This is a genomic window from Capsulimonas corticalis (genome assembly GCF_003574315.2).
Lineage (GTDB): Bacteria > Armatimonadota > Armatimonadia > Armatimonadales > Capsulimonadaceae > Capsulimonas > Capsulimonas corticalis.
This window is the reverse complement of sequence record NZ_AP025739.1, coordinates 3,676,672-3,694,698: the sequence shown is the minus strand read 5'-3', so window position 1 is coordinate 3,694,698 and position 18,027 is coordinate 3,676,672. Positions and strand designations below refer to the sequence as shown.

Annotated in this window: 16 protein-coding genes; 7 read left to right on the top strand and 9 right to left on the bottom strand. The window is 63.2% G+C overall.

Annotation, left to right across the window (positions count from 1 at the left end):
• Positions 1 to 79: 79 nt before the first annotated feature.
• The 5 genes from ispG (at position 80) to D5261_RS15800 (ending at position 5,378) form a co-directional block, all read left to right on the top strand.
• Positions 80 to 1,306, top strand: a complete 1,227-nt coding sequence (gene ispG, locus D5261_RS15820) for a (E)-4-hydroxy-3-methylbut-2-enyl-diphosphate synthase (protein WP_218025531.1) — start codon at positions 80 to 82, stop codon at positions 1,304 to 1,306.
• 66 nt (positions 1,307 to 1,372) lie between these two features.
• Positions 1,373 to 3,355 (top strand): methyl-accepting chemotaxis protein, encoded by a 1,983-nt coding sequence (locus tag D5261_RS15815; protein WP_119320361.1) that lies wholly within the window; start codon positions 1,373 to 1,375, stop codon positions 3,353 to 3,355.
• 111 nt (positions 3,356 to 3,466) lie between these two features.
• Entirely contained in the window at positions 3,467 to 3,892 is a 426-nt protein-coding gene (locus D5261_RS15810) for an Rrf2 family transcriptional regulator (RefSeq protein WP_119320781.1), read from the top strand.
• 117 nt (positions 3,893 to 4,009) lie between these two features.
• Positions 4,010 to 4,648 (top strand): NAD(P)-dependent oxidoreductase, encoded by a 639-nt coding sequence (locus D5261_RS15805; RefSeq protein WP_119320362.1) that lies wholly within the window; start codon positions 4,010 to 4,012, stop codon positions 4,646 to 4,648.
• Between the two features lie 100 nt (positions 4,649 to 4,748).
• On the top strand, positions 4,749 to 5,378 hold the full coding sequence (locus D5261_RS15800) for a flavin reductase family protein (protein ID WP_119320363.1): 630 nt from the start codon (positions 4,749 to 4,751) through the stop codon (positions 5,376 to 5,378).
• An 83-nt stretch (positions 5,379 to 5,461) separates the two neighbouring features.
• Here the strand turns inward: D5261_RS15800 and D5261_RS15795 are convergent, their stop codons facing one another.
• The 4 genes from D5261_RS15795 to D5261_RS15780 form a co-directional block, all read right to left on the bottom strand.
• Complete coding sequence (locus D5261_RS15795; protein WP_165864026.1) at positions 5,462 to 6,598, bottom strand: glycosyltransferase family 4 protein; 1,137 nt, start codon at positions 6,596 to 6,598, stop codon at positions 5,462 to 5,464.
• Positions 6,595 to 7,665: an LCP family protein gene (locus tag D5261_RS15790; RefSeq protein ID WP_119320365.1), complete on the bottom strand. Its 1,071-nt coding sequence runs from the start codon at positions 7,663 to 7,665 to the stop codon at positions 6,595 to 6,597. The genes D5261_RS15795 and D5261_RS15790 overlap by 4 nt, the downstream gene beginning before the upstream one ends.
• An 86-nt stretch (positions 7,666 to 7,751) precedes the next feature.
• The gene (locus tag D5261_RS15785; protein WP_119320366.1) at positions 7,752 to 8,381 is read right to left on the bottom strand and encodes a hypothetical protein; all 630 of its coding nucleotides are present in this window, start codon (positions 8,379 to 8,381) and stop codon (positions 7,752 to 7,754) included.
• A gap of 3 nt (positions 8,382 to 8,384) precedes the next feature.
• Positions 8,385 to 10,229: a carbohydrate ABC transporter permease gene (locus tag D5261_RS15780; RefSeq protein ID WP_165864027.1), complete on the bottom strand. Its 1,845-nt coding sequence runs from the start codon at positions 10,227 to 10,229 to the stop codon at positions 8,385 to 8,387.
• Positions 10,230 to 10,425: 196 nt separating this feature from the next.
• Here D5261_RS15780 and D5261_RS15775 point away from each other — a divergent pair, with 196 nt between their 5' ends.
• The gene (locus D5261_RS15775) at positions 10,426 to 11,403 is read left to right on the top strand and encodes a bifunctional heptose 7-phosphate kinase/heptose 1-phosphate adenyltransferase (protein WP_125205860.1); all 978 of its coding nucleotides are present in this window, start codon (positions 10,426 to 10,428) and stop codon (positions 11,401 to 11,403) included.
• 172 nt (positions 11,404 to 11,575) lie between these two features.
• Positions 11,576 to 12,541: an ADP-glyceromanno-heptose 6-epimerase gene (rfaD, locus tag D5261_RS15770; RefSeq protein WP_119320369.1), complete on the top strand. Its 966-nt coding sequence runs from the start codon at positions 11,576 to 11,578 to the stop codon at positions 12,539 to 12,541.
• Positions 12,542 to 12,668: 127 nt separating this feature from the next.
• Here the strand turns inward: rfaD and tsaB are convergent, their stop codons facing one another.
• The 5 genes from tsaB to D5261_RS15745 form a co-directional block, all read right to left on the bottom strand.
• Positions 12,669 to 13,418 carry a tRNA (adenosine(37)-N6)-threonylcarbamoyltransferase complex dimerization subunit type 1 TsaB gene (gene tsaB, locus D5261_RS15765; protein WP_165864028.1) on the bottom strand — a complete coding sequence of 250 codons (750 nt, stop codon included), beginning with the start codon at positions 13,416 to 13,418 and terminating at the stop codon, positions 12,669 to 12,671.
• On the bottom strand, positions 13,415 to 13,888 hold the full coding sequence (tsaE, locus tag D5261_RS15760; protein ID WP_119320371.1) for a tRNA (adenosine(37)-N6)-threonylcarbamoyltransferase complex ATPase subunit type 1 TsaE: 474 nt from the start codon (positions 13,886 to 13,888) through the stop codon (positions 13,415 to 13,417). Before tsaE ends, tsaB begins: the two co-directional genes overlap by 4 nt.
• Complete coding sequence (thiL, locus tag D5261_RS15755) at positions 13,885 to 14,886, bottom strand: thiamine-phosphate kinase (RefSeq protein ID WP_119320372.1); 1,002 nt, start codon at positions 14,884 to 14,886, stop codon at positions 13,885 to 13,887. Before thiL ends, tsaE begins: the two co-directional genes overlap by 4 nt.
• 449 nt (positions 14,887 to 15,335) lie before the next feature.
• Entirely contained in the window at positions 15,336 to 16,595 is a 1,260-nt protein-coding gene (locus D5261_RS15750; RefSeq protein WP_119320373.1) for a dihydrolipoamide acetyltransferase family protein, read from the bottom strand.
• A 21-nt stretch (positions 16,596 to 16,616) separates the two neighbouring features.
• Positions 16,617 to 18,011: a pyruvate dehydrogenase complex E1 component subunit beta gene (locus D5261_RS15745; protein WP_119320374.1), complete on the bottom strand. Its 1,395-nt coding sequence runs from the start codon at positions 18,009 to 18,011 to the stop codon at positions 16,617 to 16,619.
• Positions 18,012 to 18,027: the final 16 nt, after the last annotated feature.

Sequence of the window (18,027 nt, the reverse complement as noted above, 5' to 3'; positions counted from 1 at the left end):
GCAGATGTCACAATTATCGACCACGCTCCAAAGAGGTATAATGACGTTAAGTATTAGGAAAGAGTGGAGGCCCAGCGCCATGGGTGAGTTAGTCTATCCGCGCCGCAAGACGCGCGCGGTGCGCGTCGGCAATGTTTATGTCGGTGGGGATCATCCCGTGGTTGTGCAGAGCATGATCACCGAGGAGACGCGCAACGTGCAGGACTGCGTCGAACAGATCATCGCGATGCACAACGCCGGCTGCGAGATCGTCCGCGTCACCACCCCCACCCTCGCCGAAGCGCACTGCCTGGGCGAGATCCAGGCGGAAGTGCGCCGGCGCGGGTACGAAGTGCCGCTGGTCGCCGATGTCCACCACCAGGGCGGCGATATCGCGGTCGCGGTCGCGGGTTTTGTGGACAAGGTGCGGATCAATCCCGGCCTGTTTGTCTTTCGCAAGCCGCGCCAGCGTACGGACGATTATACTGAGTCCGAGGTTCAGGAAGAATTGGCCGCGATCGAAGAGTCGCTGCTGCCCGTCATCGAAGCCTGCAAGGCGCGCGATATCGCCATGCGCATCGGCGTCAACCATGGCAGCCTCGCCGAGCGCCTCACGATCATGCATGGCGATACCCCCGAGGGCATGGTCGAGAGCGCTTTGGAGTATATTCGCATCTGTGAGGCGCACGACTATCGTAATCTGATCATCTCCCTGAAAGCCTCGCGAGTTCCCGTCATGATGGCCGCCAATCGACTGATGGCGCGCCGCATGGAGGAGCTGGGCATGGACTATCCCCTGCATCTGGGCGTCACTGAAGCGGGCGACGGCGAATATGCGCGCATCAAGAGCACGGCGGGGATTGGGACCATGCTGGCCGAAGGGATCGGCGACACGATCCGCGTCAGCCTGAGCGAAGACCCAATCAACGAGATTCCCGTCTGCTACGACATTCTCCAGGCGCTCGGGCTGCGCAAGACGAAGGTCGAGTTTATCGCCTGCCCCTCGTGCGGACGAACGAAGTTTGAATTGACGTCCGTACTGCGCAAAGTCAAAGCGGCGACCCAGCATCTGGTCGGCCTGGACATCGCCGTGATGGGCTGCATCGTCAATGGTCCCGGGGAGATGGCGGACGCCGATTATGGGTATGTCGGCAAGGGCGGCGGCGTGATCACGCTCTACCGTGGCCGAAATCCGGTGAAGAACGTGCCCCAGGAAGAAGGCGTAGAGGCGCTGGTCGAATTGATCAAATCCGATGGACGCTGGATGGAGCCGGAAGGCGACATCCCCCCCGCCCCATTCACGCAAGAACTCGCCATGGCGCGCTAACCCTCCAGTCCCCTTGCAAAATTGCCATAATACGCATGTATCGCAGTTTCAGCAGGGGGACATTCTATGTCACAAACATTCCGCAATATCTCCATTCGCACGAAGCTTATCGCTTCGTTTACCGTCGTCATTGTGCTGGGCACCCTCAGCTATCTGCAAGCAGTCTGCGCCACACGCTCTTACGTGGACAGTGTCAGCACGACGGGAGCAGTGGCGCATCGGGCAATCTCTATCGCCAAGGACGCATCTCTCGCCAGCAACACCATGGCGAGAGAGACGATGGCCTTTGTATTCACCCAGGACCAAACGCATTGGGACGCCAAGTACGCCGCCGACGACGCGGCCAGCAAGGCGTTCGATTCGCTCAAGACGGCGCTCGCCGCCATTCCCAACAACTCCGACCTGCAGGATCAATTGACGCAGCTGACCCAGCAGGACGGCAACGTTTGCAATCCTCTCGAAGACAAAACAATGAAGATGGCCAAAGAGGGCCATGCGGCGGAGGCCAAAAAGCTCTATGAAAACGAGTATGTGCCGGGCCGAGCCAAACTGGAAACGATGATCAACGCCCTGGTCGCCGCGCTGCAAACGCGCGCCGATCAAGCGGACGCCAGCATTGAGACCGGCGCGAAGCGCACGCAAGCCGCCATTGTCTGGGGCTGGATCTTGCAGGGCCTCATCGTGCTCATCTCATCGAGTGTTGCGCTGTTCCTGGCTCGCGGCATCACCTCCCAGCTCAGCGCGCTTTTGAAGGCCGCGCAGGGACTGGCGCAGGGCGATGTCCAGCAGACGCTGCCGCCTGCGAGCCAGACGGAGATCGGTCAGGTAGTCGCGGCGTTCCATACGCTGATGTCCCATCAGAAAAACATGGCCGCCGCCGCCGCCGCGATTGCGGATGGCGATTTGACGAACATCGTTCAGCCGAAGTCCGAGCAGGATTCCCTGGGAATTGCCTTTGCCCGGATGACGGGGCGCCTTCGCGAGCTAATCGGCGGGATCGCCGGCAGCGCCGGCACGGTCGCCGAGACGAGCATTCGGCTCTCCGCCACTTCCGAAGAAACCAGCCAATCGGCAACGGACATCGCGCATTCGGCGCAAAGCATGGCGCGAACGGCCGAGCAGTCCTCGCATTGCAGCTTCCTCGTCTCCGAAGGCGGCAAGCGGCAGTATGACGCGGCGTGCGTCGCCAGCGAGCTGATGGCGCAGGCCGGTCTGGCCGTCGATCAAGCCGCCGGCAGCGCGCAGCAGATGGCGACCGCCGCCCAGCAGGCCGCGGCAATGGCCCGCAGCGGCGGCGCGGCCGTCCAGCAGACGATCTCCAGCATGGAGCGAATCCGCCAGCAGGTCGGCGCCTCCGCCTCGAAGGTCGAAGAGCTCGGCCGCAAGAGCGATGAGATCGGCGCGATCGTCAAGACCATCGGACAGATCTCAGAGCAGACCAACCTGCTGGCGCTGAACGCGGCGATCGAAGCCGCCCGCGCCGGCGAGCACGGCCGCGGCTTCGCGGTTGTCGCCGACGAGGTCCGCAAGCTCTCGGAGCGCGCGGCGGCGGCCACCCAGGATATCGGCGCCCTGATCGGCGGCATTCAGGCGGAAGTCGCCGGCGCCGTCCAGGCAATGCAGGAAAGCACGCTGGAAGTCACGACCGGATCTGCGCAAAGCGCCGAAGCCGGCGTCGCGCTCTCGGAGATCGTTCAGGCCGCCCAGTCCGTCGCCTTCGAAGTCGATAGCCTGACCGCGACCGTCGAGGAGATGTCCGCGTCCGTGCAGGAAGTGCTGACAACCGTCGCCACGGTCCGCCAAGTGACCGAGGAAAGCCGAAGCGCCATCGACGACATCACCAGTGCGACCGGCGAATTCACCGCCAGCGCGCAGAGCGTCTCGTCCATGATCGAACAGCAGTCGGCGAGCATCCACGACGTCAGCACGGCCGCGACGGAGCTCAACGCCATGGCCGACACGCTCCAGGAAATGGTCCGCCAGTTCCGCCTGGACGATCCCGCCCCACGCGCCAGCCACGCGACCGCAGCCATGCGCCGCGCCGCGTAAGAGAACAGACGCCCCCGACCCATTTCTTGGGTCGGGGGCCATCCTCGCCGGAACCCCGCCCCCATATTCCTTGTTATGATTCACAGTCATTCTCAGCAAGGAGCCATCGCCATACGCATCGCAAGCCGCTTCGCCGTCGCCGTGCACATTCTGTCACTCTTGGGTATGAATGAACAGGATGAGAATACTTCGGAGTGGATGGCCGGTAGCATCGGCGTCAACGCCGTCGTCGTACGCAACGTCACGGGACAGCTGCGCCGCGCCGGATTGGTCCGCACGCAGCAAGGCGTGGCCGGAGCGCATCTGGACAAGGCGCTGGGTGAAATCACCCTGCTGGACGTTTATCGCGCGGTGGAGGAAAGCGTGGACCTGTTCTCCATCCACCCGCGCCCCAACCCCGACTGCTCGGTCGGAGCGAACATCCAAACATCCCTGGAGGGAGTCTTCGGTGAAGCGCAGCAGGCAATGGAAAACCGGCTTTCCCAAACAACCATGGCGCAGATCGTGCAGGATCTGCGCGCCTCGGCCCAATGCTGACACCCCCACACAAACGCGCTGAAAAATCAGCGCGTTTTTTCGGAACCAACTTGTAATATTAATAGTTACAAGTAATAGAAACGAAAATATCACGGAGTCACGAAAGGATGATCAGAGATGAAAATCGCACTTTATGGAGCCACGGGAATGATCGGCCAGCGGATCTTGCGTGAGGCGCTCAACCGAGGCCATTATGTCACCGCCATTGTCCGCAACCCGGCGAAGCTGACGGAGACGCACAATCACCTGACGGTCGTGACGGGAGATATCCTGAACGCGGACAGCATCGCGGAGACCGTGAAGGGCGCGAACGCCGTCGTCAGCGCCTACGGCCCCAGCGGCGCCGCCGACAGCACGGTTGTGGACGCCGCGCACGCCCTCATCGCCGGCCTGACCAAAGCGCACGTAAAGCGTTTGATCGTGGTGGGCGGCGCGGGTAGTCTGGAAGTGGCGCCCGGCGTTCAGCTCATCGATACCCCGGACTTCCCGGAAAGCTACAAAGCCGCCGCCAGCGCGGCCCGCGACGCGCTGGGCGTTTACAAAGCAGAAGCAAAGGCGCTCGACTGGACGTACATCAGCCCCGCCGCCATGATCGCGCCCGGCAAACGCACGAACACCTTCCGATTGGGCGGCGATCAGCTGGTCGTCGACGCCGAAGGCAACAGCCGCATCTCCGCCGAAGACTTCGCCGTGGCGATCGTCGACGAACTGGACGCGCCCAAGCATATTAAGCAGCGGTTTACTGCGGCGTATTGAAGCAAATCTGAGTGACCTACCCGGCGCTTGGCGTGGCAAACCCACCCGGCAGCCCGCAGTGAGGTTTGTCAGAAGCCTCATCACTATTTCAGGAAACACCATGCAATTCGATATCACTGGAGCGGACGCCGCTCACGCCTATCGCCTCCTCGCCAGCACCGTTGTACCGCGCCCAATCGCGTGGGTGACGTCGCTGGGAACGGAGGGGAACGTCAACGCCGCGCCGTTCAGCTTCTTCAATCTGGTGGGAAGTACGCCGCCGACCATTGCGCTGGGGGTTGCGAACCGTGAGCCGGGCGTCGCTAAAGAGAGCCGCGCGAATATCGAGCGCGAGGGCGAGTTTGTCGTGAATTTGGTGGACGAGTCGCTGGCGGAAGCCATGAATATCTCCGCGATCGACTTTCCGGACGGTGTGAGCGAATTGCCAAGCGCGGGGATCACGGCGGCGGCGTCCGCCAAGATCCGAACGCCGCGCATCGCCGAGGCGCCGGTGAGTCTGGAGTGCCGGCTGCATACGGTCGTTCCCGTCGGAGACAATCGCATTGTACTGGCCGAAGTGATCCATCTGCATATCCGTGACGAGTTCGTCGATCGGGAGCGGATGCATGTGCGGACGGAAAATCTACACTTGATCGGGCGTATGCATGGCGGCGGCTGGTACGCGCGCACGTCGGACCTGTTCGACATGCCGCGCATTGCCTATCACGATTGGCTTGCGGGTCAAGAGTGAGGGGAATCCCCCTGGCCCCCAAAGGGGGTAAGACAATATTCTCGATCGCGTGACCAGGATTGAAATTGGGCGCGCAGACGACTTTATGGTCTGCTCCCCTGTGGGGGCCGGGGGGCGTCTTCCCTCTTTCCAGGACTACTCGGAGCAAATTTCGTATAGATTTGCTCGACGGCGGCCGTCTGCGCACGCACATCGTAGCGCTCCCTGACCAGATTGTATCCCATGCTCGCAAGGCTTGTGCGTAACTCGGGTTCAGCGGCCAGCCGGCGCAAGGCGGCCGCCAGTGCGGCGGGGTCCTCGGAAGGGACGAGCAGGGCCGTTTCGCTGTCGCTTAGCATCGCGGCGAGGCCGCCGATGCGGGAGGCGACGACGGGACGGCGCGCGGCCAGCGCTTCTAAGGCGACGATCCCCTGCCCTTCGAGTCGCGACGGAACCGCGACGGCGTTCGCTGCAAAGAGCACGGCGCGCACATCCTCCACACGGCCGAGAAGGCGGACGTTCGCGGGCGCCTTTGCTTCCAATTCGGCGCGCTGCGGGCCGTCGCCCGCGATCACAAATTGCAGTTCGGGAGCCTGGAGCGCCGCCTCCAGCAAAACATCGATCCCCTTTTCCGGCGACAAGCGAGCGACGGCCGCGACGACGAAGACATCTGGCGGGATGCCGAACGCCGCGCGCGCTTGAGGGAAAGGCGCGGCGTATCGCGCAAGATCGACACCGTTGGGAACGACCGAAATCTTTTGACCGGAAACGCCGTGCGCGCGAAGCCCCTCGGCAATAGGGTCTGACACGGCCAGAATACGATCGGCGGCGGATCCGATCACGGCGAGGCCGATACGTGTCGCCGCGCCGGAGTCAATCAGATTGTGCGCGGTCACGATCAGCGGGAAGGCATGGAGACGGCGCGCGAGCGCGGCGATCAGCGCGGCGCGCAAGCCGTGGGCGTGGACAATAGCAGGCGAGCGGCGGCGCAGGAGACCGGCAAGACGGGCGGCCGCGCGCAGATCGGCGAGCGGCGCAAGGCGCGCGCGGATCTCCAGCGGAATACCATCGGCGAGCGGAAGATCGCGGGGAAGCGACTGGAGAAACTCGGAGGGGGCGGCGATGGACAGCGAGAACCGCCGCGCGTCGCCGTATTCCAAAAGCTGCAAGACATGCTGACGGATGCCGCCGGCGGCGGGACGCACAGCCAGCAGCACGTCGATCGGCGCGCTCTGGCTCACTGAGCGTCCGCAGTGCGATGCCGCCGGCGGCGATGGCGCGGCAAGGCTTCCGCGACCTGTTCCGGCGGAGCGACGCCGAACGTCTTCTGGATCATCGGGCGCGCTTTTTCCCAATCGGTCTCCACAAAGACTCGGCCCTCGGTACTGGGAAGCGTCTCCATCTGGATGTCGTCATGGGGCGTATCGTGGACAAAGCGGGCGATGGCGATCTTCTGATCGGCTGTCATATCGCTGGAGAGATGCCGGTCCAGCGTGCCCAGCAAGTTCGGCAGCGCCGCGAGCGTGCGCGGGTCAAGCAGCTTCGCCTTCAGGGCGGCCAGCAGCGCCTGCTGGCGCTGCACGCGAATGAGATCGCTGTCCGAATGGCGGAAGCGCACGAACCCCATCGCCTGCTGACCGTTCAAATGCTGCATCCCCGGTTTGAGGTGGATGTGCAGATGTCCCCAGTTATCGTCGTAATCCATCTTTTTGTCGACGTTCAGATCGACGCCGCCCAATTGATCGATCGCCTCTTCAAACCCCTGAAAATCGATCGCCGCATACTTCTCGGTCGGGATGCCGAAGTTGTTCTGCACCGTCTGCTCGGTCAGCGCCGGCCCGCCGTGCGCGTGCGCCGCATTGATCTTTCCGACGCCCCAGCCAGGAATATCGGCGCGAGTGTCGCGCGGGATCGACAGGAACGAGATCTTCTTTTGATCGAAATCGATCCGCGCCATCATCAGCATATCCGAACGCGCCTGCGTTTTGATAATCTGATCGCTGTTGCTGTAATCGTAATCTCGCCCAATCACCATCAAGTTGAGCGTCTTCTGGCCCGGAAACGCGTCCTCGACCTTCGGGGGAACGAAGGCGGGCTTAAGATATTTGATCAGGCCGGGATTATGTCGCAGTGAGGTTCCGATATAGACAGCAGATCCGCTCAGGAGACCAAGCAGCAGGAGGCCGGCGATGCGGCCCGCCATGGAGGGCGGACGCGTCTTGGCGCTGGGTTTTGCGGATTGCGGCTGGCGGGGGGGCAGCGGCTTGCGGGGCTGCGGGGCGGTCTTGCGTGGGGTGGACGTACCCATGATTGCGGCTATAGCTCCTGTAAAAAACACGGAATAATGGCGTCAGTATATCGCAGCGCCGTGAGCGTTGTCAAGGACACGGACGCCTAATTCGCCATTCCCGGAGCGGCGTGCAATCCGAGGTCCGCGGCGTCGCTGGTGCGGGGAAGCTGCCCCAGGAGAAATCGACCGTCATCGGTGTGGCGCGGGGCCAGCAAAAACTGGACGCCGTTGACCATGGGCAGGCCGGCGAGTGAGGCGGCCGGAGGGGCCAGAAGGCGGATCTTGGCGAATCGCGGCAGCTCTTCCTGGCTCCACGAGCCGAACAGCATCGGCGGTGCGCCTGCCCGCGCTTCAAAGACGAAGAGGTTCTCGCGCGTGCGCAGATCACCGCCTTCGTAGATCAAATACAGGGAGAAGAGAGGAAACGACAGCGTGCCGGACAGCAGCGCGGCGATCACTTGCTCCAGCGCGGCAAGATGGCGGCGCGTGGCGGCGGTGTCGATCAGCGAGTGCGTCACCTCCGCGCCGAGCGCGCCGGAGAACTCTTCGGGCAGATCGCACAGTTCGAAGTAACCGCCGGCCTCGGAGAACACGGCCCGCGCCGTTTCGTTTTCATAGATGACCCCGTCGCCGACTTGCTCTTTGAGGAAGCTGATGCCGACTCCGTGCCGCTCGCGTGTCTCGCGGCGGACGGAGTCCAGCGGCGATGAGGTTGTGTTGTCGGGGATCAGCATGGTTTATTTATAGCTCGGGACGATAATGCCCTTCATGATCGTATTCTGGGCGAAAACAAAGATCAGCAACGTCGGAATAGCCGCCAGGGTCAGGGCCGCCATCGTGACAAACTGCGGAGCGCCGCTGGAGCCGAGTTCGTAGATCCAGACCATCATGGTCCACATCTTCGGGCTCTGGCAGACCAGCAGCGCGAACATAAAGGCGCTGTAGGCGGCCCGAAAGGCGTCGAGCGCGATGACGGCGAAGATCGGCCGCGACAGCGGCAGCGTAATGCTGCCAAACATCCGCATCTCCGACGCGCCGTCGAGCGTCCCGGCCTCATATAGCTCCTTGGGCAGGCTGTCAAAAAAGCCCTTCATCAGAAAGATCGCGTAACCGCTCGCCGCCGCCGGCAAAACCAGCGCCCAAAACGTGTTGAGCAGATTCAAATCCTTGAGCAGCAGGAAGTTCGGGATCAGCGTCACCTCCGCCGGAAACGCCATCGTCGTCAGCAGGAACAGCAGGATCCCATTGCCGTAGGACAGGTTGAATCTGGACAGCGCGTAGGCGCAAAGCGGGTTGACGATCAGCGCCGTCACCACCGACAGGGCGCAGAACAGGATCGTGTTCCAGACGGCGTTGCCGTGCAGCACAATATAATCGATCACCAGCTTGTAATTGCGCGTCAGATAGTCCCAGCGCAGCGCCGATCCATGCGTTTGCGCGTACCGCCAATCGGAGGCGAACATGGCCGCGCCGATATTCGCCGACGCCCCCGGAGCGCCGTGCGCCGCGAGATACGCCTGATAGCGCGTTTCCAGCGTATCGGCGCGCAGCGAGGCCAGCGGGGCCGCCTGCTTGAGGAAATCGGTCCAGTCCAGCAGCGGCGCGCCCTGCGGCGGCAATTCGCTTGGGTTTGGCAGGACAATTTGATCGAACGACGCCAACGCCGAGGCATGCTGTTTATTGTAATCGCTCAGATCGCCTTTGTAGCGCGTTTGAAGAAACTGGCGATACGCCGGCAGCGCCAACGTCTGGTCGACAATCAAAAAGCGGATCGGGAGCTTGGTGCGCACGAACTTTTCCCAGTCCGCGCGCCGCGCCGCGTTGCCTTCGGGAAGCGCCGCCAGCGCAATCTCGCCAAAGCCTTTGTACGAGGTTCCCCAGGCTTTGTTCAAATCGTCGATCTTGCCCGGATACTCTTCTTCCTTCAGCCACTGGTGGTAAAGCGCGTCCCCGCCGATCCCAATAAAGTAGTTCGACGGCAGGGTCTTTTCGAACTCTCGCCAGTCGCGCGACTTCGCCGAATTATCTGGAAGCCACGCATGTTTGCCGGGCTGTTCGAACGGCGGGAAGATCGCCAGAAACGTATCGTCTTCCTGAGTATATGCGTTATCCAGGGTCGTGATGTCGCCATGGAATTTCCGGCTCAAAAACGCCCGGTACCGATCCAGCAAGGGGCTCGGACTGTACGACGCCGTCGCGGCGGCGAACCCCGCGAGCTTGTATTGATCGGGAACTCCGGCGAAGAACGCATTCCAATCCGACGCCGCGCGCGCATCGACCGCCTTCGGCGGCTCGACATCCTGGAGTTTGGCGATATTCAGTCCGTACGTCGTGTTGATCAGCGCGATGTTGGCGCTAAATTTGTCCTCGACATACTTGCCCAGCAGCGCGTTATCCGATGAGAGATAGGCCGGCAGGATTTGATACGCCTGATTGTCATACTGAGACGTGACGGACGCGCCGAGCATGATCAGAAGGGGATAGACCATCGTCACGGCGCCCAGAGTGAGGCCAAGATAGAGGGCGGCGTAAAGCAGCCGAATCTTGCCGGAGGTGCGTCCGACGACGGGGATAAGGGCCATGCAGCTATTATATCGTGGGGCGGGCGGAATTGCAAGGATGACCATGGCCCCCACCCCATTTCCCCCCAAGCTTCACTTGTGGGAGCAGCCGATTATTGGAAGGGCGGTTGATCAGCCCTACCCAATTTCCCCCTCCCCGAGGTATCATATGGGGTACGGGCGCATCGTCGGCGCCGAAATTTTGTGAGGACGGCTTTTGGATACAGCAACCGCCAGACGGCTACTGGGGAATTTCGAGGGAAAGCGTGTGGTCGTCGTCGGCGACGTCATGCTGGATGAGTATATTTGGGGACAGGTGAACCGCATTTCGCCGGAAGCGCCCGTCATGGTCGTGGACGCGGGGCGTTACTCTCATGTCCCCGGCGGCGCGGCGAACGTCGTCAATAACCTGTGCGTGCTGGGCGCGAAGGCGAGCATCGTCGGCGTCATCGGCGAGGACGAGGCGGGGCGCAATCTGGTCGCGGCGCTCGAAGCCGAAGGCGCGGACGTGAGCGGCCTCGTCACCGTGACCGACCGGCCGACAACCCGCAAGACGCGCATCATCGCGCATTCGCAGCAGGTTGTCCGGGTGGACCACGAAAAGCGCATCCCCTTAGAGCTGCACGCCGTGGAAGAATTGATCCGGCGATTTGAATCGCTCTGCGCCAACGCCGACGCCGTGGTGCTTTCCGACTATCAAAAAGGCGTCCTGGCCCCGTCGCTCATCCACGCCGCCGCCCGCGTCGCCGCCGCCGGCAAGCCCGTCACCGGCAACCTCAAGCCGCGCGCGCTCAGCGCCGACAGCTCCATCACCGTCATCACTCTGAACCTCGCCGAAGCGAGCGCCGCCATGAACGGCGAGCCGCTGGACACGCCGCATATGGTTCATCACGCCGGCCAGGCCCTGCTGGAGCGAACGGGAGCCGCGCACATCGTCATCACTCAGGGCCAGCACGGCCTGACCCTGTACTCCGCGTCTGCCCCCGGCGTACCCCACCACGTTCCGCCACGCGAAGTCGAAGTTTACGACTCCGCCGGGGCCGGCGACACCGTCATCAGCGCCATGACCATGGCGCTGGTCGCGGGCGCCTCCCCCGCCGACGCTGTAACGCTGGCGAACTACGCCGCCGCCGAAGCCGTCAAGAAACTGGGCGTGTCCACGGTGACGCGCGAAGAGATTTTGGCGGGGTTCTGATTGCCCCGTATTCCGTGTGACCTACCCCGGCCCTTCGGGCCACCCCTCCCGCAGCGGGAAGGGTTTTCAAAGATTTTCTGACGGAAGCCGTCTTCGTGAAACAAAATCCTACTACCCTTCCCGCTGCGGGAGGGGTGGCCCGAGGGGCCGGGGTAGGTGGAAAGCATCACCCATGATCGTCGTCACAGGAGCCGCCGGGTTTATCGGCAGCGTCGTCGTCAGCGCGTTGAACGCGGCGGGACATGAAGACCTATTGCTGGTCGATACGCTCGGATCGGAAGGCAAGTTCAAAAACCTGCGCGCCAAAGCGTACCGGGACATCATCGACCCGATCGCGTTTTTGGAAGCGCTGCCGGAGATCGCCGAAGAGATCGACGCCATCGTGCATCTGGGCGCGATCACGGACACATCGGCGCCCGACGCGGACGCGATGCTTGACAGCAACACGCACTACACGCAACTGCTCGCGCAGATCGCGCTGGAGAACGATATCCGCTTCATCTACGCCTCCAGCGCCAGCGTCTACGGCGACGGCGCGCTGGGCTTCAGCGATGATGACGCGCTGACCCCGAGCTTCAAACCTCTCAACCCCTACGCCTTCTCCAAGTGGCTGTTCGACGCGATGGCGATCCGCCACGGCTGGACAGACAAGATCGTCGGCCTGCGCTTCTTCAACGTCTTCGGCCCCAACGAATACCACAAGGCGCGTATGGCGTCGGTCATCTGGCACGCCTATCGCCAGGTGCAGGAGACGGGCAAGATCAAGCTGTTCCAGTCCCACAAGGCCGAATACGCCGACGGCGCGCAGGAGCGGGACTTCATCCATGTGGACGATCTCAGCAAGGTGATCTTATTCTTCCTGGAGCATCCGGAAGCAAACGGCATCTTTAACCTGGGAACCGGCAAAGCGCGCTCGTTCAACGACCTCGCCGCCGCGATCTTCCAATCGCTGGGCAAAGAGCCGCAGATCGAATACATCCCCACCCCGGAGAATATTCGCAATGCGTATCAGTATTTCACGGAAGCCGACCTGACGAAGCTGCGCGCGGCGGGGTATGACGAGGAGTTCTTGAGTCTGGAAGAGGGCGTGGATCGGTATATTCAGGGATATTTGGTAAAGGACGATCCTTACGTTTAGGGAGCTACCCCGGCGCTTCTCGCCCTCCCGGGGCAAACCCACCCCCGGCCTTCGGCCGCCCCCTCCCGCCGACGGGAAGGGTTATTCCAGAGTGTGTAATCGCAAGCGCTTTTCGTAAGAGTCAATCCTACAACCCCTTCCCGTCGGCGGGAGGAGGCGGCCGAAGGCCGGGGGTGGGTTTGCTGGGGAGTCCCGAAGCACTTGGGTGGGTTTGCTTCGGCGTCGTAATCGTCGGCAGCGCGACGTAGGCCGGCAGCAGCCCCAACGGGTCGTCGAAATCCCCCTGCGCAAGACGCGCGGCGGCAAGTTTTACCAATCCATCGGCGGGAACGTAGGGAACGCCGATCGGAACGCCGTTGCATTGGGCAATTACGCCGCGCTCCCCTGCAAAGACGATGGTGTTATCTTTGCGATACGCCTCCAATCGCTGCTCAAGCTCAGAAGGCGCGATGGCGAGCGGTCCCTCGACAAGCTTCCCACTCACATAAATTGCGGTATAGACTTCGTTGCGGCGGGAATGGATGACGGGGACCAGGCATTGTCCCGGCGTTTCGAAGGCCAGGGACGCGGCGTAGGCGTCCAGCGTGCCGACGCCGACGAGCGGGCGGCCGGTGACCTGGGCGAGTGTCTTCATGGTCGTCATCCCAACGCGCAGGCCAGTGAACGATCCAGGGCCGATGCCGACGGCGTAGGCTTCGACAGCGTCCTGAGTGAGGCCGTTCGCGGCCAGCAGGGCGTCGATCTGGCGGAACAGTTGAACGGACAGGGTCCGGCGGCCCTCGAACGCCAGCGAACCGATGACGGCGTTCGGCCGCGTGGTATCCCCCAGCGCCAGTACGGCGTAATCCCCTCCCGTATCGATCGCGAGAAAGATCATCCGAGCGCCTCCCGCCACTGCGCCGCCAATGTTTCCGACCGTGCGCCATGCGCGGCGACGGCGAGGCTGCGCGCGTCCCCCGCCACTGTCAAATGCAGGTCCAGACGGTCGTCCGGCAAAGCGTCGGCGATCTTGTCCGCCCATTCGATCACGGTCACTCCATCGGCGTCTAAATATTCGTCGAAAGCGATGTCGTGCAGGGCTTCGGGGCCGGAAAGACGATAAACGTCGAAGTGGAACAGCGGTAAACGGCCGTCCCGATGCTCGAAGACGATGTTAAAGGTGGGAGAGTGGACAGCCGCATCCGGGAGGCCGAGGCCATGGGCGAGCCCCTGGGTGAAGGTCGTCTTGCCGGCGCCGAGACCGCCGATGAGGCAGAGGACATCGCCAGGCGACAGCAGCGGCCCGAGCGCGGCGGCGGCGGCGCGGGTTTCGGTTTCCGTGGAGAGGATTCGTTCGAAGCTTATCATTGGGCGAAGTGGTCCCAGCCGCCGGCCCCGGGGTCCAGGTCATCCACGCCGTTTGCGGCGACGATACGGCGTCCGCTCTTCAAAATCTCGCCGATTACGGTCAGCGACGGGACCGCTTCCCGCACGGCGTCCACGCTTTCGGGCGCAACGGCCACCAGAAGCTCGTAGTCCTCGCCGCCCTGCAACGCGAGAAGCGTCGGGTCCTGCGCCAGCATCTTCGCCGCGTTTTGGGTGGCGTTGGAGATCGGAAGCTGAGCCGTATCGATCCGCACGCCGACCTGCGAGGCCGCGCAAAGCTTGCTGACATCCCGCAGCAGACCGTCGCTCAGATCCATGGCGGCGCGGACCTGTCCGGTCTCCGCCAGCACGCGTGAGATCATCACGCGCGGCTGCGGACGGCGATGCAGGTTGATCAGGTCTTTGTCCACCTTCTCCGAGCGCGCCAGACCGTACTTTTGAAGTAGACCCAGTCCCGCCGCCGAATCCCCCAGCGCGCCCGTGACCAGAAGCACATCGCCGGGTCGCGCGCCGGAGCGCGTGAACGCCTGCCCGGATTTGACGCTTCCCATCAGGGTCACGGAGATCACCATCCCATCGGGCGTGCTGTTGGTGTCGCCGCCGGCAAGACGCGCGCCATAGCGATTGAGGCAATCCGAAAAGCCGTCGTAAATCCGATCCAGCGTTTCGACCGATTCTCCCTGGCTAAAGGCGATGGAAAGAAAGGCCAAGGTCGGCTCGGCGCCCATCGCGGCGATATCGGAGAGGTTGACGGCCGCCGATTTCCAGCCAATCGAATAGGGATCGCTCCAATCGCGGCGAAAATGCACCTGCTCCACCAGCATATCGGTCGTGACAACGCTCTGACGTCCGGCGGGCGTCTCAAAGATCGCGGCGTCGTCCCCAATCCCCAGGATCAGCCCGTCGCCAACCGCGCCCGCATGCGTTTGCCGCATGCGCTCGATAAAGCCCTCTTCGCCGCCGATGTCTTTGATGTTCATAATGATTCAGTGATCTAAGCCCGGTCTTCGGGGAACTTGGCAAACCCACCCCGGCGCTTCTCGTCCTGCCGGGGCAAACCCACTGCGGCGCTTCGTGCGCCCCCTCTCTTGCAAACCCACCCCCGGCCTTCGGCCGACCCCTCCCGCGACGGGAAGGGTGATTCGGATCGATGTCGCAGGCGTCTCTCGTAAGAGGCAATCTTACCAACCCTTCCCGTCGGCGGGAGGGGTCGCGCGTAGCGCGGGGGTGGGTTTGCCACGAAAGGGTGGCCCGAAGCGCCGGGTGGGTTTGCCCCGGCAGGACGAGAAGCGCCGGGGGTCGGTCATCCGGGAGCGCGCGAAGGCCAGGGTAAGTCACCCGGAGGGGTCGGTCTCTCAGGGCAGTTGGAACAAAAGCCCGATGCAAATGCACCGGGCTTTGTCGATTTCACTTGCCGAATGCAAATGGCTTAGCCTTCGAGCAGGGACAGCGGGTTCTGGAGAACGCGCTTGATCTCCTGAAGGAGCTTGGCGCCGACGGCGCCGTCCATCACGCGGTGGTCGCCGCTGAAGGTGATGTTCATGCGGTCACGCACGGCGATCGTCACGCCGTCCGCGAGGACGACGGGCTTCTTGACGATGCTGGACACGGCCAGGATCGCGCCCTGCGACGGATCGATGATCGCGATGAAGTTCTCGACGTCGAAACCGCCCAGGTTGGACACCGTGAAGGTGCCGCCCGTGTAGTCGTTCAGAAGGAGCTTGCCGTCGCGCGCCTTCTTGATCAGGTCTTTGGCGTTCTGCGCGAGCTTGCGCAGCGGGAGCTGATCGGCGCCGCGAACCACGGGGACGATCAGGCCGTCATCGAGCGCGACGGCGATGCCGACATTGATCCCGTTGCCGGGGATAATCGAATCATCCTTGAAGGACGCGTTCGCGGCGGGAACCTTGACGAGCGCCTTCGCCGACGCCTTCACGACAAAGTCGTTGAGCGAGATCTTGACCAGCGTCTCATCGTAGGCGTTCAGCTTCTCGCGCAGCGCCAGGGCTTCCGTCATGTCGACTTCAGCCGTGATGTAGAAGTGCGGGATCGTCGTCTTGCTTTCGACCATGCGCTTCGCGATCGTGCGGCGCATCGCGGACAGCTTGATCGGCGCGGCGGCGGGCGCTGCGGGAGCCGGCGACGAAGTCGCGACGGGCGCGGCGGCCGGAGCCGTCGCGGCGGTCTTCAGGAAGTCCGTGACGTCCACTTCGATGATCCGGCCGTTGGGGCCGGAGCCGGTGATGCGGGCGATATCCACGCCTTGTTCACGCGCCACGCGGCGAGCCAGCGGGGAGGCCTTCAGGCGCTCGCGTCCGTTGTTGTTGCCGGCCGTCGGAGCCGAGACGGGCGCGGCCGGGCGCGCGGGCTTCCATGTGCTCGTCTCGACGCCCTTTGGAGCGGCGGGAGCGGCTGCGACGGCCTTGGGAGCTTCGGCGGGCTTCGCCGGGGCGGCGGCCTTATCGCCAATGGTGGCGATGGGCTGTCCGACCGGGACCACGGCGCCGGGCTGGACCTGCGTGTGCAGGACGCCGGCCTCCTCGGCCTCCACTTCGACATTGCTCTTATCGGTTTCGATTTCGGCGATGACATCGCCAACCGCAACCGTGGAGCCGTCGGGTTTGAGCCACTGGAGGAGTGTGCCCTCCTCCATGGCGTCGCCCATCTTGGGCATAATCACTTCTGACATAAGTTATTCTCTGTGTCTGCCTTAAGAATTGCGCGCCAGGGTTCGCTTGACGGCGGCGATGACGTCGGCCTCGTGCGTGACGGCGAGCTGCTCCAGAGCGCGGGAGTACGGCATCGGCACGAATGCGCCGGCGACGCGCTCGACGGGAGCGTCCAGATAATCGAACGCTTTTTCGCCGATCTGGGCGGCGTACTCTCCGGCGATGCCGTAGTAGAGCCACTGCTCCTGCACGACGACCGCGTGGTGAGTCTTCTTGACGCTCTCGATGATCGTGTCGATATCGAAGGGCATCAGCGAGCGCAGGTCGATGACTTCCGCATCAATGCCTTCGGCCGCGAGCTGCTCCGCCGCCGCGAGCGAGATGATCGTGCCGCGCGAGTAGGAGATGATCGTAACATCCTTGCCCGTGCGCTTCACATCGGCGACGCCGATCGGAACGATGAACTCAGGATCCGTCGGGACATCGCCCTTGCTGCCGTACAGGCCGGCGTGCTCGGTGAAGACCACGGGGTTGTTGTCGCGGATCGCGGCCTTGAGCAGGCCCTTGGCGTCGGCGGGCGTCGCGGGGGCGACGACCTTGAGGCCGGGGGTGTTCGCATACCAGTGCGCGAGGTCCTGCGAGTGCTGCGCCGAAAGCTGGACGCCGACGCCGCCGGGTCCGCGAAGGACGCACGGGACGTTGTACTGTCCGCCGCTCATGTAGAGAATTTTCGCCGTGTGGTTGATGATCTGATCCCACGCCACCAGCGCGAAGTTCAGGGTCATGAACTCGATGACGGGACGCATGCCCATCATCGCGGCGCCGGTCGTCAGGCCAACCATGCCGGCTTCGGAGATCGGGGTGTCCACGATACGCTGCGGGCCGTACTTGTCCAGGAAGTTTTCGGTGATCTTGAACGTTCCCTGATACTGGCCGATTTCCTCGCCCAACAGGAAGACGTTCTCGTCACGGTCCAATTCTTCGCCGAGCGCCATGCGGATGGCTTCGCGGTAGGAGATATTGACCGTCTCGCCGGCGTCCTTGGTCTCCGTGGACCGGACCGCCGCCGACACCGCCAGGATATCTTTCTCTTCCTTGGTCGTCGCGGGGGCGATAGCGCCTTCGCCGCTCGACGCCAGAGGCGCGGCGGGAGCGTGACCGTTTGCGCCGTTGGACTTCGCGGACGCGCCGTTGCTGGACGCCGCGCCGTCGCCGATCATGGCGATGGGCTGGCCGACCGGCACGGTGGCGCCGGGCTGTACTTTGGTGTGCAGAACGCCGGCCTCTTCGGCCTCGACTTCCACGTTGCTTTTATCGGTCTCGATCTCGGCGATCACATCGCCGACCGAGACGGTTGCGCCATCGGGCTTGAGCCACTGGAGAAGGGTGCCCTCCTCCATCGCGTCGCCCATCTTGGGCATAATCACTTCTGCCATAGGATGTCTTTTCTCT